The sequence below is a fragment of the Paenibacillus sp. genome, assembly GCF_035645195.1.
Lineage (GTDB): Bacteria > Bacillota > Bacilli > Paenibacillales > YIM-B00363 > Paenibacillus_AE.
Genome location: NZ_DASQNA010000045.1, coordinates 110,639 through 137,037, shown reverse-complemented (window position 1 = coordinate 137,037; position 26,399 = coordinate 110,639). Strand labels below are relative to the sequence as shown.

Here is a 26,399-nt window from a genome sequence, read left to right as displayed (position 1 = left end):
GCGGTTACGAAGTTACTTCGCGTATTCCTCAGGCCTCCCCAGATAAGAACGTCATCTTTCCGCCCGCGCTCGCCCAAGTTTACGGCTGCAGCCCTTGGCAGCTTTGGATTTCGTCATGGTTTGGTGACTCATCCGGCTGCATCCGCCTCAAATTGGATTCGTGTACCTCATACCGTGCTTTTGCCTCCAGCTTCCTCCAGATTCTGCCTCACGACAGACACCCTTGCTTTTGGCTAATGGTAGGCGCTTGCCAGCCCCCATTCCGGACTTTCACCGTAGAGATGACGCCCATGCTGGGCGTACAAACGAACGGATAGCGAATCGCTATCCGTTTTGCTTTAAATCATTCGATTTTGATAAATTAATTCGTCCGACAGATGGCCGAAATCGATGGCGATCTTTCCCTTTTCGCTTAATAAGGGGCAAATAATGGTTGCCGACACGCCGCCCGAAACGATGGCGATGTCGTATTCGTACGCCTTGGCCTTTCGAACCACCTTGCGAACCGACTTCACGCCTTCCACCGGGATCGTCCCGACGATCGTGCGGCAGCCGTTCCGTTCCAAGTGTTCTTTTAATTCAGCCATACGATTCCCGATTAATAGAATTTTGTTTTGATCATTGAAAAATATGTTTCTATAAATGTCGGTATTCTGAAGCGTATAGTTGATAATCGAACTAGTCAGACGGAGCTTGTTCAGCGGCAAGTCGTAATGTTTGGCCAAACGAATGAACAGGTTTTGGTAGGTTGGGCGGCGTATGATAGGAATCCCTACGATGTCGGCTTTATAAAACGTCTGAAGCAATGCATCTCTGGCCTCGAGGTCCGGAACGACGACTCCGGCATAAGGCAGAAATGATCCAAGCCTCTTTACCTCTTCTATAGACAGAACCGTTTCCTGAGCTAACGTAAGCAATTCGCCATCCCCGAATCGAACCAACGATAACCCTTCCTTCCGGCTGATCGATTCCATGATCCGGTCCGCCACTTCCCGTTCGCTTAACAGGTTCGTCAAGTACCGATCGGCTAAGGCGCCGATCCCCGCCCGGATAACATCCTCCAAACTGGCATGCAGAACGGAGCTGCCGGGAAGTAATCGCTCTACAATCTGCTCTCCTCCCATATACAGTCCCGTCTCCGCGATCGATTCTTTCTCGTTATTTCGGTCTACCATCCCCTTGGCGATGCGTCTCCAATCTTCTTCAGTAAGGGACATGCGAACCAAAACCACCTCTCTTGCTCGTATTAGAACCCGATTTCTTCGTCTCCTTCACGCAATAAGTCTCTTCTGCGGATACGATCCGGAAATAGCAGCCGATCCCCCAGTTCCAAGAAGGAATCGTGAATAGCTTCCAAATGGTCGCCTACGATCAGCTGCTCGACCGAATTATTGGCACCGACATTATGCTCCCGGATCAAATTTTTCTTAATGACGTCGACGATGACCGGAGCGTTGGTAACGGTAAGTCCCGCCCGGAGCGCCCGCGCTTGCGCCAACGGAGGCACTGCCAAAACATCGGGACCGATGGTCTCGACGGCGCGGCGGGAGAGCGCATGCGGAACGGCCGTAAGAGAGCTGGCCAGCAGATCCTTTCTCCCGAGGCATAGGTTTAGGAAATATTTCATATTAGACACGCTATCCCAGTCGGAGCAGTTAGGGGGGAATAGCGGAGTGATCGGATTCAGCACAACATCCGCCCCTTTTTCGACTTCATAAATGAACGGCAGCAATTGATCGGCGTCGACGATCATGTCGCTATCGAGAAACAATAAGATGTCCGAGCTGGACGCACGCGCCCCCACCGCTCTTCCCACGTCGTAGCCGAGCGGTTCTTGATAATATACGATCGTAGCTCCAATGGGATGCTCCCGCACGATTCGTAAGAGCTCCGCGCTGGATCCGTTCAGCACAACGATGACTTCCTCCAAAGTGAGCCTGCGAAGTTCATCCAGCTGCTTTTGTAACGTTTCGTGTTCATCCACGGCTGAAATAATGCAGCCTACTTTTTTAGGCGTCGGAGGCAGCAGTTCCGCGCTGACGTTAACTTCCGCCGTTGAGCGATAGCCGTGAAGAAACTGATGACATGCGGCGGAGTAGTTGTCCCGCGGAATGTTTTTAAACTTTTGTTTCGTAAACCAAGTTCCCCAACGCATATTTAGCTGCTGCAGAGAGTCAACCAAGCGCAGTTTGTTCATCTCCGAAGAGTCGAACGATCGTGCCGAATCGATCCCTGCTTTGAACGCGCCTTTATGCCATTGTTTTTGGCGTCGTTTTTTTGTCAAAGCTTCCTCACCCTTTCCCGTTTCCGACAGACATCCGTGAAATATGCTCGATGATCGCCGCTTTTCTCCAGCAAAAATTGAATCGCCTCCAAGTGGTCGCCGATAATTAACTCCCTTACTTTTCTACTTTTTCTTTTTTTGTGTTTTCTGTTTAACGCGCCGACATCGACCCGCTCGGCTAACTCCACGCGGAGACCCTCCGACACCGCAATGACATGCGCCAATGGCGGTATCGCTAAGTTTTCGACGCCGATCACCGATAGAGCTTTTCGACTGAGGCAATGGGGGATTACCGTCATGGAAGCGGCTCCCAAGTCCTTGCGAGATAACAGCGTATTTAAAACTCTTTTTGAAACGGCTACGCTGTGAGGGATGTTCCTTTCGATTCGACCATGATAATGGTTTAAAGCCACATCGGCCCCGTTTTCTACAGAGGTTACGAACGAGGATAGCTGTTCTGCCGGAATGACGATATCTCCATCCATAAATAGGAGAATAGAGCCTTTCGCTGCCGAGGCGCCAATCGCCCTTCCGACGTCATTGCCAAGGGCATCTCTATTGAAAATAACCTTGGCCCCCATCTCCTCCGCAATTCGGTTGGAACCGTCGATAGATCCGTTGATCACGACGATGACCTCCGTTTCGGGATGGACATGCCGTGCCTCGCAAATGACGCGCGCGATCGTTTTGCTTTCGTTGCTTACCGGTATGATGACCGAAACTTTCGGATTTATGGCGTTCGTTATCGGCATTGGCGTTTGCCGTTCGTCGGTAGAAGATGCCTCTTCGTTCATCTAGTTAACAGACCTCCTAACCTGGAAGACTTTTACCTGCTGCCCAAATGTCCCCTACCATCATATGTGCGCTTGTTCAAAAGTCAGCGGCGATTAGCTTATCTATGTAAGCCTATTTCCGACGCAACGCAGAAAAACCGCCCTGCTGTTCGCAGAGCGGTCGATAAGATGGCGAGCAAATGAGTGCCGGTATGCGATTCAATTACGAAATGATTTTACCGCGAGAATTCGGGGCGTGCGGGAACGGCGTAAACTGTCGTTCCAAATATTCCGTTATGGCGTTCTCCACGGACAAGCCTTCGGAAATCAACCCTTGATTGCCGAACAACACATTGAATTCCAAAATATAATACGAACCGCCGCTGACCAGCACGTCGAACCCGGCATGATTAATGTTCAACTGCCGAGCGACCCGAAGCACCAGCTCGCATGCCTCCTGCGGGACGAAATCGAAGCAAACGCCCCCTCCGCGCGCCACGTTGTGGAGAAACTCCCCTTCCGCTCCGATTCTCCAGTAGGCCGCGAATACATCGTCGCCGACGACGCAGATACGCAGATCTTTGCCTTCGTTCGGCAAATACTCCTGCACATACAGCGCGTCGCTCGCATCGGCGTATCGACGGAAATCCGCCTCGTCGCGGATCAGGAATACGCCTCTGCCCATCGAGTTGCGCGCCTCTTTCGCCACGAACGGAAAGCCGAACGTCTCCAGTATGCGTCGCCGATTCTCTTCCGTGTTCGACCATATTTCCGTATAAGGGACATGCTGCGGAGCGACCGTCCAAAGCGCTCTCGTCATTTCGATTTTGCTGAACCCCAGCTGCATCGTTTCGATGCTCGGGAAAATCGGTTTTTTCAACCCGTACACAAGGGATGGCACTTGCCACGTTTCAGGAAACAGCACCGCGTCGGCTCGCTGGATCGCATCGATTTCTTGGAACATGCGAGATGGCTTAATATAGCAAACGTCCGGTATGCCGATCGTGCGGTATGCATTGAAAGAGATGAATCTAGCCATGCGGACCACGCCTCGACACCAAATGATGTAGTTGATTTCATTAATAATATAAAATCAAATCGTTAACGAGATCAATCCTTTTTGGCATAAATTAACGAAATTATATCACAGCCTAACTTTGACTCTTCGTACTTTTCCAAGACAGTCGGAGCGTCGCCCAAGCTTGCTGGCGGGGCTGCGGCTTCGGGCGCTCCGGGTAGGCGATACGAACCGCCTCGTCGGCGAAGCCGGCTTCGGCGAGCTGCGCCTGCGTCCACGCTCGGCCTTCGTCGTGATTGTAAAACGCGCCGAGCGACTGCATGTCTCTGATCCAAGCCAACCGGCGCTCCATGGACAGGCGAGGAAACCGTTCCCGAACCTCCGCCCAATCGACATGGTCGCCCGCCTCCAGCGGCCCGCCCGCCTCATCGGCCGTTGCGCCCTGCCGCACCGGAACGACGCCTATGCTGTCCTTCGTCGCGGCGACGACCGCCGCGGCGCGTTCCCTGCCTAATTCTTGGTAATACGAGTAAAGATCGTCACCGACGGGCTCCAGCGAAAATCGTTCGATCACGCGTCTTGCCGCTTCCCGCGAAATATCGTCTCTCGTCCCTTCCCAGCCCGGGTACTCCTCGTTCCAACGTTCGTACTGCTCCCGGGAAACTCTCGTGTCCAACAAATCCGCGGCAACGGGACGGAAGCATAACAGACGCAGAAACTCCTTCAAATTGCGGGCGACGATCCTGACGGGATCCCCGAAATCCATCGGGGACACGCGGACGATGTAAGCATCCTCCAAGGAAGCGGCCACCCCGAAATCCGTAAGGAAGCAGTAATGAATGCCGTCCGCCCCCGGTCTCGCGAAGCCGATCCCGTCGACGGGCGTCATGAAATACCGAGACGTTACATCGTCCAATCCGAAGTACAGGTGTAACAGATGCCCGTGCGGGTGCTTCATCTGGCTCTGCAGTTCGACCAATTGCGTCAACATGGACGGTACCGCATATTTACCGTAGTTCGCTTCGTAATCCATAGGGCTCCTCCGCATACGTTTTTATATTACACGGATGCCGCAGGCGAAACGTTCCCATCCGCCGGCCAGGCCGAAGCTTGTCGGAGTCACCTGTTGTAAATTTCGATCGGGAGTCCATCCGGATCGCTGAAGAACGTGAACGATTTCCCGGTCAAAGCATCGATTCGGATCGGTTCCACTTCGACGCCTTTCGACCGAAGCAGGTTCGCAACCTCCTCGACGCTGTCGACCTCGAAGGCGACATGCCGCAGCCCGCGGGCTTCCGGATAGCTCGGCCGCTCCGGCGGATTCGGAAACGAAAACAATTCGATTCTCGCGTCGCCGATTTGCAGATCCAATTTATAGGAATCGCGCTCCTCTCGGTACGTCTCGCTCACAACCCGCAACCCTAAGATATTCACGTAGAAATGTTTCGAAACTCCGTAATCGGAACAAATGATAGCGACGTGGTGGATGTTACGCAGCATCGGAATCCTCCCTCTCTATGATCGCTGCCGTCTTACACGTCCGTCTCGTACGTGCAAATGAATCGTTCGACCCCGGGATGCTTTTCGCCGAGGCTTACGACTTCGAACCCGATCGCGCGGTAAAAATCGACCGCGTCTTCATCGGTTTCGGCCACGATCTTCGACGGCTGTTTCATGAGAATCGTCTCAAGGATTAATCCTCGACCGAAGCCGAGCCCTCGAGCGTCCGGCTTAACCGCGAGATGGCGGACGATCAGCTCGCCGCCGTCGCGTATTTCGAAGCCGATGATGCCGACGATTTCTTCCTCAGACTCCAACCCGTACAGATACAAATCTCGGTTTTCCTTGTAGCTCTTCACGGCCTCTTGGACCGCATCCGGATCCGGGAATACGCTGTACTCCAGCAGCTCCACGATGTCTTCCCGATCCAGCTTTTCCTTGACGTCGATTAACAAGAACGTTCACCCCGTAACGAATTATCCATTTTCAAAAATGAAACGGCTAACTCCATTAAAACATAAAGACCCGGCGGAGTTCACTTTTTTCAAAGCGTCCTCTGCTCGGGTCCTTATGAAAGCTTTATCGGTGGGAGCTCAGCGCGCTCGCCGCAGCTTGATCGAACCGCTCCCTCCGCGGATCGCGCTGCCAATCGTCCCACGTCATGCCCGCTTCGGCCAATATCGCTTCAATGCGCCTGCGGAACGGCAATCCGGCTTGCGTCAGCTGGATATGCATCGGATCGGGCCGGCCGTCGAGCGTCTCCTCGACCCACCGATCGATCCGCTCCTGCAGCTCGCGCGCCGTGTCCGGCAATTTCGAGGCGACGTTATCCGTCTCCCCGGGATCCGACTCCAAATCGTACAGCTCGCATGCCGGCCGGCGGAACGGTCCCGCGTCGTACGTGCGGATATACTTAAACCGATCCGTCCGTATGCCCCGGGCCGCTTGCCAAGCGCATTCGCTTAGGAACACATAATCGCGCGTACCCTTCGCTTCGCCGCGAATCGCGGGCCACAAGCTTTTCCCGTCCAGTCCGTCGAGTTCCGCAAGCTTCGCGATGTCGATCCCCCCGGGGGCAGCCATCTTGACGGCTTCGAGCAGCGTCGGCATCAAATCGGTTTGCTGGACGAAGCCTTCCGCCCGGCGGCCGGCCGGAATGACGCCAGGCCAGCGCATAATGATCGGGACGCGGACGGTAGGTTCGTACAGCCCGCAGTGATCCCAGTAAATGTCGTGCTCGGTTAAGCTTTCCCCGTGGTCTCCGAACAGGACGAGCAGCGTTTCCTCTTTGATGCCGAGCCTCTCCAGCTGTTCGTCGAGCTCCCGCAGCCGGTCGTCCAAATACCGGATGCCTGCGTCGTACAAAGCGTCGTAATAGGCGCTGTCCGTGACCGGTCCGACCAAATCGTAATGGTGGTGCTTGAAGAACGGGTACGCTAAATGGTTGTACGCCGGCTCCATGCCGCGGCGGTTCGGGTCAAACGGGTCCCGTCCTGATTCGTAAAACATCGTTTTGTATTCCTCGGGCGGCAGGTACGGCGTATGCGCATCCCAATAATGGAGGAACAGGAAGAACGATTCGTCCTTATGCTGCTCAAGCCACGGGAACGCCAGCTCGTTCACCGATTTCCCGTCGATCCACCGCTGTTTGTCGTCGACGCTGTTCATATAGTAGCGAAACCCTCGCGCGAACCATTCCTTCAGCTGGTACAAATTATCGACGGCCGCGGTCGTCATGCCGGCGGAGCGAAGCATCAAGGGAAGCCAATCCCGGGATTTCGGAAGCTGCGTCAGCGTCGAGCCGTGCGAGACGACGCCGGTGCGGAGTCCGACCTTGCCGGTGAAGATGCTCGTGTGAGCGACCTCGGTCGGAATATCGGACGCGTACGCGCGCTCGAACAGCGCCCCCTCGGAAGCGATCCGGTCCAGATGCGGGCTCGTCGGGAGCCGATACCCGTAACAGCCGAGCCGGTCCGCCCGCAGCGTATCCAAGGAAACGAGCACGATTTTCATCCCGCTTCCTCCCTCCGCGCGAAGCAAGCTTCGATATCGCCCCTCGCCGCCAGCCATTCGACGATCGCGGCGCCGTTGCGCTGCAGCGTGCCTGCCTTCGTGTCGATGACGAGCTCGGGAGCGGACGGCTCCTCGTACGGGTCCGTAATGCCCGTGAAGCGGGTGATTTCGCCGCGGCGCGCCCTGGCGTACAACCCCTTGACGTCCCGCTTTTCGCACTCGTCGAGCGGACACTTCACGTACACTTCGACGTATCCGGGCACATGGTCCCGCGCGTACTCCCGCATTTCGCGGTAAGGCGTAATCGCGGAGACGAGCACGACGACGCCCTGCTTCGCCAGCAGCCTCGCGACGTACGCGATCCGACGAATGTTTTCGATGCGGTCCTCTCGGCTGAACCCGAGCCCCTTGCAGATCGTCTCCCGCAGCTCGTCGCCGTCGAGCAGCTCCGCTCGAACGCCGCGCTCTCTGAGCATCGATTCCACGTAGCGGGCGGTCGTCGTTTTGCCCGAGCCGGACAGCCCCGTAAACCACAGCACCGGCCCCTCTTGTCTGTTCATCGTATCCCTCCGCTCCCTCTCGCCGGCCGAACGATTATTTCGCCTGCGCTTCCTTTTCTTTCGCCTGCAGCGCGCGCGCTTTCTTAAGCGAACCGATGTGCAGGCTGTCGTATGCTTCTTGGCTGGACTCGAACGTTTTGCCGGCCCCCGACCAGTTCGTATTCGTGTAGATCGGATTGACCCGGCCGGTTTCCGCTTCGCGCTTCGCGATATGGCGCAGCATCCGCTGCTCCAGCAGCGCGACGATTTCCGGCTCCCGCTCCGCGAGATTGACGTTCTCCTCCGGATCTTGAATCAAGTTGTACAGCTCGACCTCCGGTTTGAAGTGGAAGTCGGGCTCGAGCGCGCGGATCAGCTTCCACTCCGGCGTACGCCAGCCGTGCTTGCGCATCCACGTGCACTCAGTAATGTAGAACTCGCTCACTTTGTCGGTAGGCTCGCCCTTCATCGCCGGAACGAGGCTGCGCCCGTCGAAGCCGTATTCCGGCGGCTCCAAGCCGAGCAGCTCCATAATGGTCGGCGTAATGTCTTGGATGAGCGAAACGTCCTTGACGCGCCGGCCTTCCGGCACGCGCCCCGGGAACTTGATAATGAGCGGGACGACCAGCGTGCAATCGTACAACCCGTGGTGATCGAAGAAGCAATCGTGCTCGTACAGCGTCTCCCCGTGGTCGGACGTAATGACGACGAGCGTCTCCTCTTCAATGCCGAGCGCCTCGATTTTCGCGAATATCGATTGGATGCAGGCGTCCATATACGCGATCGCCCCGTCGTACAGCGCGGAGACGTATTCTTGATCCGTGACGCCTTCGGGGATCCACGATTTCAAGAAATCCGCGAACGGCTTGAAATTGTACACCGGCTCCATCGACGTGTTGGATGGGTCCTTCTCGTCAGCGCCGTAGAACATGCGGTCGTACGGCTTCGGCGGCAAATACGGCGAATGCGGGTCCATATGACGCATGAACAGGAAGAACGGCTTCTCGTCTTTGGCGAGCCGCTCGAGCTCGGGTATGGCAACCTCGTTCATCAGCTGCGCTTTCGGCGTCCTTCCGGTGTCGTCGGGGATCCAAGCTTCGTAATCGAGGTACGTTTGGAACCCGCGGGAGGACGGATTGCCCGTGAAGCCGATGCACGTCGTATTGTAACCCGCGTCGGCGAGCATTTCGGGAAGCGTCCGGACGTGGCCGCCGAGCGGGCCGCGATGGCGGAGCGCGACGACGTCGGTGCCGAACGTATCCATGCCGGTCAGCATCGACGCGTAAGCCGGCGTCGTCGGAATGCTCGGGCTGAAGTGCTGCTCGAACAGCGTGCCGCGTTTCGCGAACGCGTCCATGTACGGCGTCGTCAGCCGATGGTAGCCATAGGAACTCATATGGTCGCGGCGCAGACTGTCGATGCCGAAGACGATGACATTCGGGCGGGATGTAGTCATGGCGAGGCCTCCTCTATGTTATCTGGCTCCTAATTGTTTCAAACATGCGTTCAAATAACCGTACGATTCCGCCGCGACGATCGACACCTCGGCCAGCGTATGCTCGGGCTTCGAGCCGATCACTTCCAGCACGACCGGGCCGTCGTACCCGCCGTCCACCATCGCTTTGCAGTAGCCGAACAAATCGATGTCGCCGCGCCCGCACGCCTGCAGCTCGATCGGGCCAGGACCCTGCTCGCGCCCTTTGCAGTCGCGGATATGGATATGGCGCACGCGGGAGAGCACGGCCGGCAGCGCCTCTTCGGCGTTCTCGCCTGAGCGGTGAATATGGCTCGGGTCCATGTCGATGCCGAACGCGGGGTCATCTATCGCTTCCATGGCGCGGAGCGTCGTCGGCGTATTGTAGACGGCGTTGCCGACATGCGCCTTCACGCACAGCGTCACGCCGAGCTCGCCCGCCTTCTTCGCCATGCGCGCGAGCCGTTCGATCGACTGCGAGAGGTCGTCGTCCGAGCCGGACTTCCCGCCCGGTCCGACGTTGACGATGCCGATGCCGAGTCCGGCTGCCGCCTCGAGCGCCGCCGTCAGGCGCTCTTCGTCGAGCGTCGCAACCTCCATCGACAGCAGCGCGAGGCCGGTTTCTTCGGCGATCCGCAGGATGTCGTCCTTCTGCTCCTGCCAGCGGAACACGTCGACGTGCTCGCACATGCCGGCGATGGCGGCGATTTCGACGCCGTCGTAGCCGCAGCGGGCGATGTGGCGCGCCGCCGTTTCGAAATCGAATTGTTTAAACAGCACCGAATTGACTCCCAAGCGAATCATAGAATCACGTCCCTTTCGAAATTAGGTTTCGTTGTGCGCGGATTCGTTGTCGTTACAGCATCGTGGCCGGATCGCCGTGCAGCGGCGGCAGTGCGTGCGGACGAACGACTTCGCCGCCGCGTTCATACGATTCGATTACGGCGAAGGTGTACTCGAGCACGGCGAGCGCATCGCGGCCGTTCGCGCGCAGCTGCTCCCGCGGCACGCCGTTCGAGACGTCCTCGAGGAACGCGCGAAGGCGATTGCCGAACGTGCTGCCGAAATCCTTCGTGCCGAAATCCGTCACTTCCGGCGCCGGCTGCTCGCTGATCGGCGGCACGCCTTTCTCCGCCTTCCAATAAGACACTTTCTCGACGCAGTTTTCGATGCAGAACGTGCCTTTCGAGCCGGCCATTTCGAAGCTCCACCAGCCGCCGAGGCCGTACATCGCGTCGCCGCGCTGGCTGAGCAGGTAGCCGACCCCGCCGTTCGCGAACTTGACGTGGATACTGTTGATCGATACCATCACGTCGCCCGCGTTGCGCCGGAAGCCGGGACGGTCGGAGAACGTCTGAATATGCGTAATGTCGCCGCAGAAGTGGCGCATGACGCTGAACGGATGCGTCAGGAACGCTTTCATATGGAAATAAGGGTGGCCTTTGATTTTCGGGGATCCCGCCGCGGCGTATCCGGCTTCGCCGCCGTTGAAGCCCATCTTCAGCAAGCAGTACACCAATTCGCCGACGCCTCCGCCGTTGATGTATTCCATCGCTTTTTCTGCCGGCGGGGTGAAGTAGTGGTTCAAGTTGCAGCCTAAGTACACTTTCTTCCGCTCCGCGAGCGCGTACAGCTCCCGAGCTTCCGTAATATCGTGGCAGAGCGGCTTCTCCACGAGCACGTGCTTGCCGGCCTCCACCGCTTCCATCGCCGGCTCGAAATGCCAGCTGCCGTTGTCGATGCCGCCCGTCGTCACGTCGACGATGTCGAGGTCCGGCTCGTTCTCGAGCATATCCTTCAGGCTGTAATACGCCTTAACGCCGAACGTCTCCGCCGCCGCGTCCGCACGCTCCTTCACGACGTCGCAAACCGCGACCAAATCCGCCAGCGGTTCCTTTTTGTAACATGCCGCATGCTGCTTTCCGATGCCGTTCATTCCGACGATGCCGATTTTGAGTGCCATGTAATCGCTTTCGACGAAGTCTGTGCGCCGCTCCTCCGCCGAAAGCTCCACCTCCCTTTTCGGAGTAAAATAGTTTGCATTTCCTTTTTACGCTTTGTTTCGTTACACGCCCGCGACCGCGTCTTCGTCGATTCGCACCCGCCGCCCTTCTCTAGCGGCGACGTACGTCGCGAGCGTCATCCTAAGCGACGCGCGCCCTTCTTCCGCCGTCGCGATCGGCGGCCGTTCGCCGCGGAAGAACGCGGCCAGCGGTCCGGCCAAAGCGCGGATACGGTCGAAGTGCGACGCCGGCGTCGCGATGCCGGAATCGATCCATCGATTGTCTTCCGTCGAGTACCATTTGAGCCCCGGCGCATCGGCCGGCCTCGGCGCGTTGCAGCTGATCGCGTCGCCGTAATTTTGGACGATCGTCCCGCGCTCGCAGACGATTTCGGTCGTATTCTCGGCCGCGGCGCACGTGAACGAGCAGTTCACCTCGGCGATCGGGCCGCCGCCGTACCGGAAGACGGCGACGCCGTTGTCCATCGGCATGCGCGCGTCGTGCAGCGTCCCGATTTCCGCGACGACCGTCTCCGGCACGCCGAGCAGCCAATGCAGGAAATCGATCGGATGCGAGGCGTCGTCCGCCCAGATGTCGCGATTGTGCTGCGGGTTCACATGCCAGGAGTCGAAGAAGCTCGGCTGCAGACCGACGCTAAGGCCGTGGCGCCTGCGCACGGAGAACACCTTCCCGAGCGTTCCGCCGTCCAGCAGCTCCTTCATCTTCGCGTTCTGCGGATCGACCCGCATTTGCCATGCAACCGTGAACGGCACGCGATGCCGCTCCACCGCCTCCACGATGCGGTCCGCTTCGGCCAGCGTCAGCGCCATCGGCTTCTGCAGCGCGATCGCCTTGCCGGCTTCCGCCGCCAGCTCGACCAGCTCCGCGTGAAGCGACGTCTCGGCGGCGATGACGACCGCGTCGACGTCGCCGCGGCGCAGCAGCTCCCTGGCGTCGGCGCACAGCGCGATCCCGTGCGTCTCCGCCGCGCGGGACGCCCGCGCCGCGTCATGGTCCCAACCGGCCGTCACGGCGACGCCGTGCGCTTGCCGCCGCCATTCCTCGCAGTACCCGTTCACGTGCCCGTGCGCGAAGCCCAGGACGCCGATTCGAACCTCGCCTATCCCCACTCGCATCCCCCTTCCAGAGTTCCGGTGATGACTAGCTCCAATTCAAGTTCTACCCGTATCATAAGACACCGCCGGGCGATGGTTCATGGTCGATACAGACAATGTGCCATCCGATTCAGCCAGCGCGGCCCGAAAAATGAAAACGCCTCCCGGGAGGTTCGGGAGACGTTGCAGCAGCTTCAAAAATGCTGGCCCGAGAGTACGGAAAGCGGTGCGCCGGTGCGCATATTTCGCAGCATTTATCGCTGCCTTAGCCGCTCCGCTCACAGCTTCCGGCCGGCAAGCAGCTGGCGGCGCGTCCATTCGTTGTCGAAGCCGTCCTCGTCCGCGAGGAGCGTCTCGTACAGCCGGCGGCGCAGTTCCGCGACGATATCCGCGAGTTTCGCCTCGCCGATCCGGTTGACGAGCTCGCCCGGATCCGCCTCCAAGTCGTACAGCTCGTCGACGTCGGTCAAATTCCACACGTATTTCCACCGTTCGGTGCGGATCATGCGCTGGCAGTACAGCCCGAACTGTTGCCCGTTGTACGTGGCGATGACGGCCTCCCGCCGCCAAAGCGCCTCGCCCCCGCCCCGCAGGAGCGGGAGCAGCGAGTCGCCGTGCAGCCGCTCCGGCCGATTCAGACCGGCCGCCTCGGCGAACGTCGGCGCCAAATCGAGGAAGCCGTATGCGAACCGGCCGCATACGGCTCCCGCCGGCAGCGCGCCGTTCCAGCGCATGATCATCGGCACGCGGACGACGTCGTCGTACATGATATAATGCTTATCCATCATCCCGTGCGAGCCGCACATATCCCCATGGTCCGCCGTGAAGACGACGAGCGTGTCGTCCGCGCCGAGCCGGTCGAGCGCGCGCAGGACATGCCCGATCGCGTCGTCGAGCTGGGACACGACGCCGTAATACCGGGCGACGATCGGCGCCCAATCCGCCCAACCGAACGACTCCACGCCCCAGCTGCACAGTTGCTGGCGCTGGATGTACGGCTTCCCTTCGAACGTGTCGCCGAAGCCGGGCCACGGCCGCATGTCGGCGGGATCGTACATGTCCGCGAAGCGCCCCGACGGCCGGCACGGCAAATGCGGCTCGGCGAAGTGGAGCGCGACGTGCCACGGCCGCCCTTCGGCGTGCAGCCGTTCGATTTCGCGGACGGCTTGCCGCGCGAGCCAGTGCGTCGACGCGTCCTCGACCGGAATCGGATTCGGCTCGCCGAAGAAGCCGCCGGCGAACGCGACGTCCGGATACGCGTCCTTCCGGAACGCTTCGTAATCCGCGGCGCCGACCGCTCGATCGTACCCGTACGCCGTCGGGCCGAGCCGGGGATGCACGCCCCATTTGCCGAGGAAGGCGGAAGCGTACCCGCGCTCCTGCAGCGCTTTCGGCCATGTCCACTCGTCCGGGGAGAGCGACCCGACCGGCAGCGCGGCGCCCGCGTTCCACAGCCCCCCGAACGATTCGGGGCGCCGGCCGCACAGCAGCGACTGACGGGCGGGACCGCACACCGGAACATGCGAATACGCCTGCGTGAAGCGGACGCCCTCCGCGGCGAGGCGCGCCAAGTTCGGCGTATGCGGCGCGCCGGGGGCGTTCGGCTCGACGCAGTCGTACCGCAGCTGATCGGCCGTGATCAGCACAATGTTCGGAGGCGTCCTGCCGGCGCTCATGACGTCCGCCCGCTCTCGAGAAGCGGTTTATCCGGCATGGCGCGGTATTGGCTCGGCGAACAACCGACATGCCGCTGGAACAGCCGGGTGAAGAACGACGAATCCTCGTAGCCGACCATGGCAGCGATCGAAATGATTTTCTCGTCCGTCTCGCACAGCAGCCGCTTCGCGCGGGCAATGCGAATGTCGTGCAATACGTCGACGACGCTTTTGCCGTATTGCTTCCGCACGAGCCGGTTCAAATGTCGTTCGCTCACGTTGAACAGCTCCGACAGCGACTGCAGCGTCATTTTTTTGTCGTAATTGCGTTCCATATAGCCGTACAGCCGCCGCGCCGTCATCGTCCCTTCCTGCTGGCGCGGCGATTCGGTGCGAGCTCGCAGCCCTTTGTAATACCGCGATAACAAAATCAGCAATTCGAGCAGCTGCAGCCGAATGACGGTCGCATAGCCGGTGTTCGACTGCGCGTGCTCGCGAAGCATCCCTTCGAGAAGGGCGAGCACATGGTCCGCTTCGTCTCCGCGCAAATTGAGCCGGTGATTGAACCGATGGTCGTGCTGCAAGAACGGATGGACGTAAAAATAATCCATGGCGTTCGTCACGTCCAGCTCCCGCAGCAGCGAGTCCGGGATGAACGAAGGCATGAATAAACAGTTGATGATCTCCATCCGATCGCCGGGCTGGACCGAATACGCGTGCGTTTCGCCCGGGTTAATAATGAACACGTCCCCGGCGTGAATGTCGTACGACGCCCCCGCGAAGTGATGGCGCCCGCGGCCGCGGACGACGTACACGAGCTCGACGAAATCGTGGCCGTGCTCGTCGATCGTCCCCTGCGTCGTCCGGTTGATCCAGAACGGGAAATCTTCGCGCATGTACGCGCTGCTGTTCAGCTTCCGCAAGGCGCTCCGCCTCCCGTCCGCACGACCTCCATCGGCGCGCCGCCGGCTTCGTGCGACCGGATCGCGGCTTCGATCGTCTCTTGCGCCGCCAAAGCGTCCGCGCCGGAAGCCGCCACCTCGTCGGGCGCGGCGCCGCGCTTCACGTCCGCGATGAAGCGGTCGATCCGCAGCCGGAACGTATCGTTAAACCCTTGCATGCCGCCGAAGATCGGGTTTTGCATCACCATCCGCTCGTCGGAATCGTGCGGATAGTAGGTCAGCGTTTCGTAGACGTTGTCGATGACGAGCCGCCCGGCGGTGCCGCCGACCTCGAGGCACTCGATCGGATGGCGCATCGACATATCGTAGCTGCCCGTCAAATGGCCGACCGCGCCGGAAGCGAATTCCATGTTGACCGACGCGGTCGACCACGACGTCCGGCCCGGCGCCTTCGTCAGGAACGACTGCACCCGGCGGACGTCCCCCGCGACGTAACGCATGACGTCGATCGAGTGCGGGTGCAGCGCGCGAAGATGGAGCCACGGCGTTTCGTCGGAAGGATTGCGGATCGTCAGCCGCATGTTGACGAACAGGATCGTGCCGAGCTTCCCTTCTTCGATCAGCGCCTTCGCGCGGAACGCGGCCGGCGCGAACCGGTGGTTCAAATTGCACGCGAGCCGCACGCCTTTCTCCCGGGCGAATGCGACCATCTCCCGCGCTTCGTCGATCCGGTTCGAAAGCGGCTTCTCGACGAGCACGTCCTTCCCGGCGGCGATCGCGGCCATGGCGGGCGCATAATGATGGCCGCCCTTCTCCTCCCCGGCGGTGGCGACGGCGATCGCGTCGACCTCTTCCCGCGCGAGCAATTCGTCGAGGCGCGTGTACGCCCGGACGCCGAAGGCTCGGCCCGCGGCTTCGGCGCGTTCCGGCATAAGGTCGCATACGGCGACCAACTCGGCGTCGGCATGGTCCGCGTACGCGCGGCAGTGCAGCTTGCCGATTTGATTGACGCCGACGACGGCGACTTTCAACATGTGGACCTTCCCCCTATCTGCGAACGGTATATGCAGGCAGCGTACTTCGGCGATGTTGCAATTCCTCAAGAAAGCGGTTTCTAATTTGACTATACCGGAACCTTTCGCCTCAAACCATGGTCGATCCGGACATTTTGCCGTCGGATTCGGCGGTGGCGCCGCCTCACGCCAGCTTCGGAAACAGCCCGCCTTTTAAGACGTCGCCGGCCGCGAAACCGAGTCCGTCCGTGCACAGATGCGATGCGCCGCTGTACGTCGTGCCGTCCGCCATGAAAATGATCGCGAGCGCGCGTCTCGGCCGGTCGGTCGTATTCGCATGCGCGTAATGGAACGTCAGCCCGTCGTGGAACGTGCAGCTGCCCGCCTTCATGCGCACGACGACGGCCGTGTTCCGGTCCGCCGCCTCGGCGCCGGCTTGGCCGAAAATATCCTCGGGCGTCACGAGACTGACGCTCTTTAAATTTTTGATCCGCTGGCTCTTCGGCACGAACATCATGCAGCCGTTCGACTCGTCCACGTCGTCGAGCGCGAGCCACATCGAGAACGCCCCCGTCTCCCGCATCGGCCAATACGGCCAATCTTGGTGCCATGGCGTCGGCTTCGAATCCCCGGGCATCTTGTACAGCGCGTGATCGTGAAACAGCCGGATGCCATCGAACCCGGTCAGCTGCTTCCCGATGTGCGCGAACCGCCCGCCGAGCACGAACCGCGCCATGCCCCCATGATCGCGCCACGTGTTGACCCGCTGGTTCAGCACCTTGTAGTAGGCGCCGCCCTCCCGATCGGTCGCGGTGGAGCGGCCTCCCTCGGCGCCCATCGTCTCGGACAAATACTCCCTTAGCTCTTCCAACTCGGCCGGCGACAGCACGTCGTCGATTTGAACGAACCCGTTTTCCCGATAAAACTCGATTTTCTCCCGCGGCACCGCGCGAACGTCATCGATCATTTCTCTTCCCATCCTTTCGGCTAGAAAAAGTTCGGATACTCACAGCCAGTATAAAACGGACGGCGCCGCCCGATCTTGGAGGATTTGCAAAAAAACGGCGTCGATCCGCCAAAAACGCGCTGCGCCCCTGCGCTTTATGATCCCGCGCGGCCGGGGCGCTGCCGAAATTCGCTCGGCGTAAGCCCCGTCTCCTTCTTGAAATTGCTGCTGAAATAATGAATGCTGCCGTAACCGAGCCGCTCCGCGATCGAGTCGATGCTCTCCCCGCGCAGCAGCGCTCGCTTCGCCTGCTGGATTCGCTCGTCGATCAGAAACTGCTTCGGATTCTTTCCCTGCTCGCGGGAAAACAGCTGCGTGAAATAGCTCGGGTGGTAGCCGCACAGCGCGGCCAGCTCCGTCACCGTCCACGCTTTCGCCGGCTGCTCCCGCATCGCATGCAGCGCGGGATCGGTTTTGCCGGCGCGGTTCGACGCGCCGCCCTCCAGCAGCTGGCGCACGAGCAGAAGCAGCAGCTCCGCGAGCAGCGCCCGGAGCGCCAGCGCGTACCCCGGCCGCTCCGCCCGGTACTCCTTCACGATCCGCATCAGCAGCGGCTCCGCCCCCGTCGGGGAAACGACATGCGGCAGCCGGACGGCGCCGAAGCCCGGGCAATCGAGCCGGTACGGCGGCCGGCTTCGAGCGGATTCAAGCTCCCCGGCCTCGCGAATGGCGTACGCCGGATGGACGGGAACGGCCGACGGCCCGCTCCACGAAAAATGGAGACTGAAGTAGTCGGTTTGCGCCGTCACCCGCAGCCGATGCGGCACATCGGGCCCGTAAATGCCGGCCTCCCCCGGACGAAGGACGTGCCGCTCCGAGCCGACCGTCAGCTCCGTCTCGCCCGAAACGACGTAAAACAGTTGAAAATCCGGGATGAACCGCGGACCCCAACATTCCCCCGCGTTCGCGACGTCCCGGCTCGCGAAATTGACGACGGGATGCAATTCGTTCAACGTGCCGATCTCCATGACGGTAGCAAGCCCCCTGCGGCTGTGATCGCCGCCCGATCTTGAAAAATCGCAACTGTTCGTAGATTTGTTCTAAATACGAGCCTCTGTCCTCTTTATTATGATGGATTCGAGGCCAGTTGAAAACGGATACACGAAAAGGAGAGGGAACGCGAATGCTGACGGAGGCGCAAATTCAACAATTCAACGCGAACGGTTTTCTCAAAGGCGGCGTCGTGCTGAACGACGATGAAGTCGAGCTGCTCCGCGCGGAGCTGGATCTCGTGATGGAAGGAAAGTCGGTGCGGCGGCCGGTGCTCAACCGGAATATGCTCGAGTCGAACGACTTGTACGACAACATGAAAATGATCGTCACCGAGCGCGTCGTGCAAATCGTCAACATCTGGATGGCGAGCGACGCCTTCTTCCGCCATGCGCAAAATCGGACGATCTGCGAAGAAATCGCGCAGCTGTGCAATACCGATACGGTGCGCATCTGGCACGACCAGGTGCAGTATAAGCCGCCGCACTCCGGCGGCCCTACGGGCTGGCATCAGGATCATCCGCTGTGGCCGATCATTCAGCCCGCCGACCTCGTCAGCGCCTGGGTCGCGCTCGACGACGCCGTCATCGAGAACGGCTGCATGTGGATGGTGCCCGGCAGCCACAAGTGGGGCAACCACCAAAAATATATCGCCAGCACGCCTGATTTCAAGCCGTACCATAAACAGCCGGATCTGCTGCCCGAGGGGGCGGTCGTCGAAGCGGTGCCGTTCGAAATCAAGAAAGGTCAAGTCGGCTACCATCACTGTCTCACCTGGCACGGCTCGCCGCACAACCGCTCCGCCCTAAAGCGCCGCGCGATCGCCGTCCACTACATGCCCGGCCACACGCGCTACGAGCCGGCCTCGAACCACCCGATGCACGACTACGTTCAAGTGAATCCCGGCGACATCCTGACGGGGGACCATTTCCCGACGGTGTACCGGAAGTAAACGAAGAGGCGAGATCCTGACGGATCCGCCTCTTTGTTTTTCCGCCTATTCCTTCACGCTCCCGAGCACGATGCCCTTCATAAAGAACCGCTGAAGGAACGGGTACACCAGCAAAATCGGCAGCGCGCCGAGGAAAATTTGGGCCGCTTTCGCCGTGCGGTCGCTCACTTCGGACAGCGATTTCAAGTCGGTCGACGACATTAGCGCCAAATCCCGGTTGATGACGACGGTTTGCAGGTAGCTCTGCAGCGGGTAACGTTCCGGCGAATTCATGAAAATGAGACCGTCGAACCAAGAATTCCAGTGCCCGACCGTGGCGAACAGCGTAATGGTCGCAAGCGCCGGCGCGGACAGCGGAACGATTACGCGCCACAGCGTCGTCCAATGGCCGGCGCCGTCCATGAACGCCGCCTCCTCAAGCTCCTTCGGCAGCCCGCGGAAAAAATTTAACAGCAGCACGACGTTGAATACCGGCACGGCTCCCGGAAGGACGAGCGCCCAAATTGTATTCATGACGCCGGTGTATTTCACGGTCATATATAGCGGAATCAATCCGCCGTGAAACAGCATCGTCACGACGAAAAACCAGACGTATGCGGTGCGGTACGGAAATTTGTTCGTTTCTTTCGCGAGCGGGTACGCGATCAGGATCGTCAGCAGCATGTTGACCGCGACGCCGAGCAGGACCCGCTGCAGCGTTACGCCGACCGATTTCAGGAACGCCGGCTTGGCGAGCACGAATTCGTACGAACTGAGCGTAACATCGACGGGCCACAGCTTCACGAGTCCCGCCGTCGCCGCGTGGCTCGAGCTGAACGACACGGCCAGCACGTGCACGAGCGGCAGCAGGCACAACAGGGCGAGCGCGGCGAGCAGAGCGTAATTGACCGCCAGGAACAGCCTCCGCCCGAAGCCGAGTTGCTCAACCACAACATCCCCTCCTTCACCTTAGAAAATCCGGTAATTCGCGAACCTGTACGCGAGGTAGTACGAAATCGAAATGAAAACGAACGACACGACCGATTTGAATAGGCCGACGGCGGTCGCAACCCCGTATTGAGCGTCCACGAGGCCGATTCGGTACACGAACGTATCGATGATGTCCCCCGTCTCGTACACTTGAGGGCTGTATAAATTGAACACTTGGTCGAACCCGGCGTTCAGCACATTGCCTAAGCTGAGCGTCAGCGTCAGCACGATAATCGGCATCATGCCCGGCAGCGTAATGTGCAGCGTCTGCTTCCAGCGGCCGGCGCCGTCGACGATGGCGGCTTCGTACAGGGAAGGGTTGATCGCGGTGAGCGCCGCCAAATATACAATCGTGTTAAAACCGAACTCCTTCCACACGTCGGAGAGGACGAGCACCGGCCGAAACCAAGCGTTGTCCCCCAGGAAAAAAATCGGCTCGACGCCCAGCCCCGCGAGGAACGCGTTGACGATGCCGGTCGACGGCGACAAAATGTCGATCAAAATGCCCCCGAGAATAATCCAAGACAGGAAGTGCGGCAAATAGATCATCGTTTGGACGGTTCGTTTGAAAACCTCCTTGCGCACTTCATTCAGCAGCAGCGCGACGACGACCGGAACGACGAAGCCGACGACGATTTTGAAAAACGCGATGAGCACCGTATTCCACAGCACCCGCATCGAGTCGGGCAGCTCCAAGACGTAAGCGAAATTATCGAGCCCGATCCATTGGGACGCGAAAATGCCTTTGGCCGGCAAAAACCGTTGAAACGCGATGACGAGACCGAGCAGCGGTCCGTAACTGTAAACAAGCACCAAAACGACGCCGGGCAGCAGCATCAGATGCAGCGGCCAATGCGGCGATCTCCGGATGCGCTCCAGCATGGGGCAGTCCTCCTTTCCGGAATGTATAAAAGGGAAGCCCGTCGGCGGGCGCCGCGGCGCTTCCCTCTCGTTTACCGGTTCGCGTACCAGTCGTTAACCTCTTTCGTAATGTCGTCCCCGCCGAGGTTTTTCCAATCGCTGACGAATTTGTCGAACAGCTCGATCGGATCGCCGAGAATGATTTTCGTGAATACCTCGAGCTCCATTTTGAGCAGCGTCGCGTCCCGATCGACCATCGTCGGCGTCGGCGCTCCGAAGAACTCGTTTTGCATCAAGAGCCCTTCGTTGACGTATTTGTTGATGACCTTGAACGAACCGTCCGGACCGAACACTTTGTAGTAGCCCCAGCCAAGCTCGCTGTTTTCTTTCCCGTCCAAGAACGCTTTGATTTGTCCGTAATTGTCCTGCTCCTCCGGATTCAGCTTCGTGAAGTCGCCGCTGTTCATCGCTTCGGTGATATGCAGATGGATATCGAGGTTTTTGCGAGCGGGCCACGTTTGGAACGGCGGATATTTATGCCGCTCGATGCCGTCTTTCGTGAAATGCTCCGCGTAATTTTCGGCCGTCGTCGATTCGCCCCAGCCCGTTTCCACGAACAAATTGATGATTTTCAGCAACGCCTCGGGATGCTTCGCTTCCTTAAGCACCGCGTAATACGCGCCTACCGCCAAATTGACGCCCGGCCGGGCCGGTTCTCCGTTGGCAGAGACGATCGGATACGCCTGCCACTCCGCTTCCGGGTCGTTCCGCTTGTTGTCGACGAGCGGCCATAACGGATTGGACATCGTGCCGAACTGCAGTCCGAGCTTCCCGGCGGCGGCGAGCTCGGCCGCTTTGCCGACGTCCTTTACGCCGAATTCGCGGTCTATTAATCCTTGCTTGAACATGGTTTGCAAATGGAGCAGCGCTTCTCTCATCTCCGGCTGAATGCTTCCGAAGACGAGCTGCCCCGATTCGTCTTTCACCCACTGTCTCGGGTAGGCGTGGAAGCCGTTCGCGACGCCGTTGATCGCTGCATAGCCGCCGTACAAGTCTTTGTACAACGATAAGCCGATCGTATCGTTCTGGCCGTTCCCGTCCGGATCGCCCTCCGCGAATGCCTTCGCGATGGCGACGACGTCGTCCATCGTCTTCGGCTCCGGCAGGTTGAGCTTCTTGCGCCAATCCTCGCGCACCCAAATCATCGCGGCGCCGTCCATCGACGAGCCCGTATTCGGTATTGCCATCAGCTTGCCGTCGAACGTGGCGGAGGCGAGCGCGTTCGGACCGTCCTGCGTCATGATCGCTTTCGTGAACGGAGATGCGTATTGCTCGTACACATCGGTCAAATCCATGAGCAAATCCGCTTCGACGAGCTGCTTCAGCTGTCTCGCGTTGACCGGGATGAAGTCCGGCAGGTCGCCGGACGCGATCGAGACGTTCATTTTTTGCTCGCCCTGTCCGCCCGGGCCGTCGCCGCTGACGACCCAGTCGTATTTGACCGTAATGCCGAGCTTCTCCTTCAGCGATCGCGTCCAGACGTTATTGTTGATGTCTTCGCCGTCCGCGTAGCGGAACGTGTCGTTGACGATGCGCACCGTCGATATTTCGATCGGCGGATCGTATTTGCCGAGCGGATCCGCCGCGGGCGCGGCTGCGCCTCCCGCATCGCCGCCGGTTGCGCCAGCCGCGCCGCTGCCCGTTGCCGCCGGGGCTTCGCCTCCCGCGGCGCCGCCTCCCCCGGCATCGCCGACGGTGCTGCCTCCAGATCCTGAGCAAGCGCTTACAACCAACAGCATCGCGCTTAGCCCTCCGACGAGCCAAGTTCTTCTTCTTTGCATGATCGGAACCCTCCCTGCATCGAATCGCGGTTCTTCGTTCTGCCCTCAGTATAGTCCGCTCCGCAAAAGCATTAAATGGTACAATGTTCGGATTCCTTCGCTTTTGTTCTGGATTATCGAGGCGCCGACGCGTTCCGGTATTCTTGCGGCGAAACGCCGGCATGCTTGCGGAAAAACCGCGTGAAATAGCCGGGGTTATCCAGGCCGACGGCCGCCGCCACCTCGTGAATTTTCAGCCGCGGATCGGCGAGCAGCTCCTTCGCCCGCTCGAGCCGGACTTGCTGAATCGTATCGGAAATGTTCGTTCCTTTGATTTGTTTGTACAGCATGGACAAGTACGTGGGGTTCAAATACACCGCCTCCGCGAGCGCGGTCAGCGAGACGTCTTCGCGAATCCGTTCGCGGATGCATCGGTCGACTTTGTCGACGATGCGTTGCGCGCGTTCGTCCTGGACGTTCCGCCTTGCGCGAAGCAGCCGCTCCGCGGCGTCTTGCAGGCAGCGAACTGCCTGATCGCGCGATTGATGCGCGCGGAGGTCCATCAGGTCGTCGATGCGAACGCCTGTGTCCTTCCGCTCGGCGACGCCCCACCGGTTCGCGAGCGAGAGCAGCCGGTTCGCCGCCGCGTAATACGTCTCGACGTATGCCGCATACGCCGCGACGTCCTCGAAGCCGGCTTCGATCGCACTTCTCGCCCCCTCGATGTCACCGGTCTCCAGCGCGGCCTCGAGACGCTCCCGGTGGCGTGCGGCGGCCGCTTCGTCGCGCGCGTCGCCGCACGGCGGCTTCTCGCCGCTGCGCGAAAGCAACATCATGCTTCGCCCGTCCCCGACGCCGACGACGAGCGATTTGCGCATGGCGTAGCACGCTTCGGGCACCGCCTCCCAGGGCAGCGGCTCGCGGCCGCACACCGCGGACACCGTCAGCTTGAGAAGGCGGGAGCACGCGGCCTGCACCGTCTCGAGCGTGCCCTGCGCGAATTTGACCGTCTGCGCCCACGCCGCTTCGTCCGCCGCCGCGCCCGCGCCCGGCTGCACAAGCAGGACGAAGTACGTTTCGTCCGCGGCGATCCACTGCATACGGACGCTTGCTAGCAGCTCGGCGGCGATGTTCTCGATCGCGTACAGCAGCAAGGAGCGATCGGCCGCCGTCGACCCGTCGGGCCACCGATCCACGCGCGCGACGATCGGCAGCGCGGGCGCGTCCGCCGAGAGCGGGCTTTCGAGCTCGTCCAGCTTCGCCTGCGGCACGCCGTGCTCCTCGACCCCATAGTGCAAGAGCCGACGGAACCAATCGTTGCGCATGGCGGGAAGCGCCTGCCGAAGCCGCGCTTTCGCCGTCGCGAGAAACCGGTCGTTCGTCAGCTCCCGCTCGATCGCTTCGAACGCGGCGCGGATGGCGTCCAGGATCGGCGCGTCGCCTTCCGTTTTCAGAAGATAGTCCGCTCCGCCGCCCCGCATCGCCTGCCGGACGACGTCCGCGTCGTTCAGCCCCGTTAGGAAGATGACCTTGCAGAGCGGCCATCGCGCGCGGATGCTCCGGTGCAGCTCCAAGCCGTCCATACCGGGCATGCGGATGTCGCTGACGACGACGTCGACCTTCACCCGATTGAGGCAGGCGAGCGCTTCTTCCGCCGCATACGCTTTGTACAGCTCCATCTCCGGCAGGCCGGGGGCGTCCTGCAATATTTCGAACAGCCCGTCGACCGTGTACGGCTCGTCATCGACGATCAATAAGCGGTACATCCGTCATTTCTCCCTCCTTCTCTAGCGGGATCCGCAATTCCGCCAGTAATCCGCCTTCTATGCTCCGTTCGAGCGACAAGCCGTACGGCGCCCCGTAGCGGATGCGAAGACGCCGGTGTACGTTGAGCAGCCCTGTGCTCTCGGCCGACGTTTCCGGAGCGCGCAGCCGCTCGCGCAGTTCCCTGAGCGCATCCTCGGCCAGCGTCTCGCCGTTGTCCTCGACGACGATCGACAGCGCGTTCCCGTCCGTTCGGAAGCCGACGCGCAGCCGCCCGTCCTTCGTCTTTTTCTCCAAGCCGTGCGTATACGCATTCTCGATAAGCGGCTGCAAGATCAGCCGCGGGACGCGCAGCTCCGCCGCCTCCGGCGGCAGTTCCCCGAACTCGGCGCGGATGCGCGGGCCGAAGCGGAACGCTTGAATTTCCGTATACGTGCGCGCATGGTTCGCCTCGTCGTCGAGCCGCGTGTCGGACTCGCCGTCCCGCGTAATAAACCGGAAATAATCGCCTAGATACGAAGTAAACCGGGCGATATTGTCGTTGTCCTGCAATGTGGCCATTCGATGTAGCAGGAAGAAGCTGTTGTACAGAAAATGGGGATTGATCTGCGATTGCAGCTGACGCAGTTCCGCAAGCCGAACGCGGTATTGCTGCTCGTATACTTCATGGACGAGCACGTTCAGCTGCTTGACCATCGCGTTGAACCGGTTGTACAGGAAGCCGAATTCGTCCTTCCGCGGGTACGACACCTCCACCTGCAGATTGCCCTTCTCCACCATGCCGAGAGACCGAACGAGCGTCCGCAGCGGCCGATCAATAATGCGGTGCACGCTGAACGCGAAAAACACGACGACGATCGCGGACAAGCAAGCGATCCATAGCAGCCATGTCCTGTACCGATGCAGCGGGCCGAACGCCTGCGCTTTCGGCATGGAGATCGAGAGCGACGCGTCGATCCGCTCCGACGCATGCGAAACGACGAACAGGTCGCCGCTTTCGGCGGGCGCGATTTCGCCGACGCCGTCGCTGCGGATCGACCACCGCAGCGAGTCGACGGCGAGCCGGGCCACTTCTCCATTGTTCGTAAACTGACGGAGCGTCTCCCGAAGCGCCCGTTCGGACACCTCCACTGTCAGCAGAAATTGCGGAGGCCGGGCGCCTTCCGTCAGCGCGGGATCGGGGTACGGCACGCTGACGAACAAACGATCGTCCCACAGCAGGAACGGCGCTTCGTACCGGTTCGTTGTCACCGCCAGCGCCTCGAATTGCTCCCGGTCGAACGCGGCGATGTAGTTGTCGTTCGAAGAGACGGTCCGGTCGAGCAGCGGGATGAAGGCGCTCGCGTTTTCGACGAAACGGCTGGACGATTTGACGAGATCGATCTTTTGCTTCAACGCGAGAATCGCCTCCGTTTTTTCCACCTCCGTCATAACCGGGGCGGCGGTGCTGAGCATCATCAAATCTTCATCGTTCACGTACGTCTGAACGAGCTCGATGACCCGGACGAAATCGGATTCGATCAAATGGACGTACAGCTTTACCTTGTCCTCCATCGACCGCGTAATTTCGTCGCGGACGATGGACGCCCCGGAATCGTTCATCATGAAATTAAGCCCGCAGAGCGGGACGAGCAAACCGAGGAACGTCATGACGATTTTATAAAATATGGAGTCCGCAGGCGCTTTCCATAACGGCTTCATTCCGTTCCTTCCTCCCCGGGACGGCGAAAACCCATTGGAACGTTCGC

23 protein-coding genes and 1 pseudogene are annotated in these 26,399 nt (G+C 60.1%); 1 reads left to right on the top strand and 23 read right to left on the bottom strand.

The window, feature by feature from the left end; all coding sequences use genetic code 11:
* Nucleotides 1-338: 338 nt before the first annotated feature.
* The 18 genes and pseudogenes from VE009_RS25280 to VE009_RS25195 form a co-directional block, all read right to left on the bottom strand.
* On the bottom strand, nt 339-1,217 hold the full coding sequence (locus VE009_RS25280; RefSeq protein ID WP_325012597.1) for a GT-D fold domain-containing glycosyltransferase: 879 nt from the start codon (nt 1,215-1,217) through the stop codon (nt 339-341).
* 29 nt (nt 1,218-1,246) lie between these two features.
* Nucleotides 1,247-2,284 carry a glycosyltransferase family A protein gene (locus VE009_RS25275; RefSeq protein ID WP_325012595.1) on the bottom strand — a complete coding sequence of 346 codons (1,038 nt, stop codon included), beginning with the start codon at nt 2,282-2,284 and terminating at the stop codon, nt 1,247-1,249.
* Nucleotides 2,281-3,078 (bottom strand): glycosyltransferase family 2 protein, encoded by a 798-nt coding sequence (locus tag VE009_RS25270; protein ID WP_325012593.1) that lies wholly within the window; start codon nt 3,076-3,078, stop codon nt 2,281-2,283. Before VE009_RS25270 ends, VE009_RS25275 begins: the two co-directional genes overlap by 4 nt.
* Before the next feature lie 202 nt (nt 3,079-3,280).
* On the bottom strand, nt 3,281-4,096 hold the full coding sequence (locus VE009_RS25265) for a hypothetical protein (protein ID WP_325012591.1): 816 nt from the start codon (nt 4,094-4,096) through the stop codon (nt 3,281-3,283).
* Between the two features lie 112 nt (nt 4,097-4,208).
* Nucleotides 4,209-5,108 (bottom strand): hypothetical protein, encoded by a 900-nt coding sequence (locus tag VE009_RS25260; protein WP_325012590.1) that lies wholly within the window; start codon nt 5,106-5,108, stop codon nt 4,209-4,211.
* 86 nt (nt 5,109-5,194) lie between these two features.
* A complete protein-coding gene (locus VE009_RS25255; RefSeq protein WP_325012588.1) occupies nt 5,195-5,575 on the bottom strand; it encodes a VOC family protein in 381 nt (126 codons plus the stop codon).
* Nucleotides 5,576-5,607: 32 nt separating this feature from the next.
* On the bottom strand, nt 5,608-6,030 hold the full coding sequence (locus VE009_RS25250) for a GNAT family N-acetyltransferase (protein WP_325012586.1): 423 nt from the start codon (nt 6,028-6,030) through the stop codon (nt 5,608-5,610).
* Between the two features lie 124 nt (nt 6,031-6,154).
* Nucleotides 6,155-7,588 carry a sulfatase gene (locus VE009_RS25245; protein WP_325012584.1) on the bottom strand — a complete coding sequence of 478 codons (1,434 nt, stop codon included), beginning with the start codon at nt 7,586-7,588 and terminating at the stop codon, nt 6,155-6,157.
* Nucleotides 7,585-8,157 (bottom strand): annotated as a pseudogene (gene cysC / locus VE009_RS25240) (adenylyl-sulfate kinase); the annotation flags it as partial. The gene VE009_RS25245 and the pseudogene cysC, both read right to left, overlap by 4 nt.
* Nucleotides 8,158-8,182: 25 nt before the next feature.
* Nucleotides 8,183-9,583, bottom strand: a complete 1,401-nt coding sequence (locus VE009_RS25235; RefSeq protein WP_325012582.1) for a sulfatase — start codon at nt 9,581-9,583, stop codon at nt 8,183-8,185.
* A gap of 18 nt (nt 9,584-9,601) precedes the next feature.
* Complete coding sequence (locus VE009_RS25230) at nt 9,602-10,405, bottom strand: sugar phosphate isomerase/epimerase (protein ID WP_325012580.1); 804 nt, start codon at nt 10,403-10,405, stop codon at nt 9,602-9,604.
* Between the two features lie 52 nt (nt 10,406-10,457).
* Nucleotides 10,458-11,564, bottom strand: a complete 1,107-nt coding sequence (locus VE009_RS25225) for a Gfo/Idh/MocA family oxidoreductase (protein ID WP_325012577.1) — start codon at nt 11,562-11,564, stop codon at nt 10,458-10,460.
* A 102-nt stretch (nt 11,565-11,666) separates the two neighbouring features.
* Entirely contained in the window at nt 11,667-12,734 is a 1,068-nt protein-coding gene (locus VE009_RS25220; RefSeq protein WP_325012575.1) for a Gfo/Idh/MocA family oxidoreductase, read from the bottom strand.
* A gap of 263 nt (nt 12,735-12,997) precedes the next feature.
* Complete coding sequence (locus VE009_RS25215) at nt 12,998-14,395, bottom strand: sulfatase-like hydrolase/transferase (RefSeq protein ID WP_325012573.1); 1,398 nt, start codon at nt 14,393-14,395, stop codon at nt 12,998-13,000.
* On the bottom strand, nt 14,392-15,297 hold the full coding sequence (locus VE009_RS25210) for an AraC family transcriptional regulator (protein WP_325012571.1): 906 nt from the start codon (nt 15,295-15,297) through the stop codon (nt 14,392-14,394). The genes VE009_RS25215 and VE009_RS25210 overlap by 4 nt, the downstream gene beginning before the upstream one ends.
* Nucleotides 15,285-16,310, bottom strand: coding sequence for a Gfo/Idh/MocA family oxidoreductase (locus VE009_RS25205; protein ID WP_325012569.1), 1,026 nt, complete (start codon nt 16,308-16,310; stop codon nt 15,285-15,287). The genes VE009_RS25210 and VE009_RS25205 overlap by 13 nt, the downstream gene beginning before the upstream one ends.
* Before the next feature lie 163 nt (nt 16,311-16,473).
* Complete coding sequence (locus VE009_RS25200) at nt 16,474-17,256, bottom strand: phytanoyl-CoA dioxygenase family protein (RefSeq protein WP_325012567.1); 783 nt, start codon at nt 17,254-17,256, stop codon at nt 16,474-16,476.
* A 134-nt stretch (nt 17,257-17,390) separates the two neighbouring features.
* Nucleotides 17,391-18,263: an AraC family transcriptional regulator gene (locus VE009_RS25195; RefSeq protein WP_325012565.1), complete on the bottom strand. Its 873-nt coding sequence runs from the start codon at nt 18,261-18,263 to the stop codon at nt 17,391-17,393.
* Nucleotides 18,264-18,418: 155 nt separating this feature from the next.
* On the opposite strand from VE009_RS25195, the gene VE009_RS25190 reads away from it, so the two are divergent.
* Nucleotides 18,419-19,237, top strand: coding sequence for a phytanoyl-CoA dioxygenase family protein (locus VE009_RS25190; protein WP_325012564.1), 819 nt, complete (start codon nt 18,419-18,421; stop codon nt 19,235-19,237).
* A gap of 45 nt (nt 19,238-19,282) precedes the next feature.
* Here VE009_RS25190 and VE009_RS25185 read toward each other — a convergent pair whose 3' ends face one another.
* The 5 genes from VE009_RS25185 to VE009_RS25165 form a co-directional block, all read right to left on the bottom strand.
* Nucleotides 19,283-20,167: a carbohydrate ABC transporter permease gene (locus tag VE009_RS25185; protein ID WP_325012562.1), complete on the bottom strand. Its 885-nt coding sequence runs from the start codon at nt 20,165-20,167 to the stop codon at nt 19,283-19,285.
* Nucleotides 20,168-20,185: 18 nt separating this feature from the next.
* Nucleotides 20,186-21,088 (bottom strand): ABC transporter permease, encoded by a 903-nt coding sequence (locus VE009_RS25180; RefSeq protein WP_325012560.1) that lies wholly within the window; start codon nt 21,086-21,088, stop codon nt 20,186-20,188.
* A 71-nt stretch (nt 21,089-21,159) separates the two neighbouring features.
* On the bottom strand, nt 21,160-22,908 hold the full coding sequence (locus tag VE009_RS25175; RefSeq protein WP_325012558.1) for an extracellular solute-binding protein: 1,749 nt from the start codon (nt 22,906-22,908) through the stop codon (nt 21,160-21,162).
* 113 nt (nt 22,909-23,021) lie between these two features.
* Nucleotides 23,022-24,653: a response regulator gene (locus tag VE009_RS25170; protein ID WP_325012556.1), complete on the bottom strand. Its 1,632-nt coding sequence runs from the start codon at nt 24,651-24,653 to the stop codon at nt 23,022-23,024.
* Nucleotides 24,628-26,352: a sensor histidine kinase gene (locus VE009_RS25165; RefSeq protein WP_325012554.1), complete on the bottom strand. Its 1,725-nt coding sequence runs from the start codon at nt 26,350-26,352 to the stop codon at nt 24,628-24,630. The genes VE009_RS25170 and VE009_RS25165 overlap by 26 nt, the downstream gene beginning before the upstream one ends.
* Nucleotides 26,353-26,399: the final 47 nt, after the last annotated feature.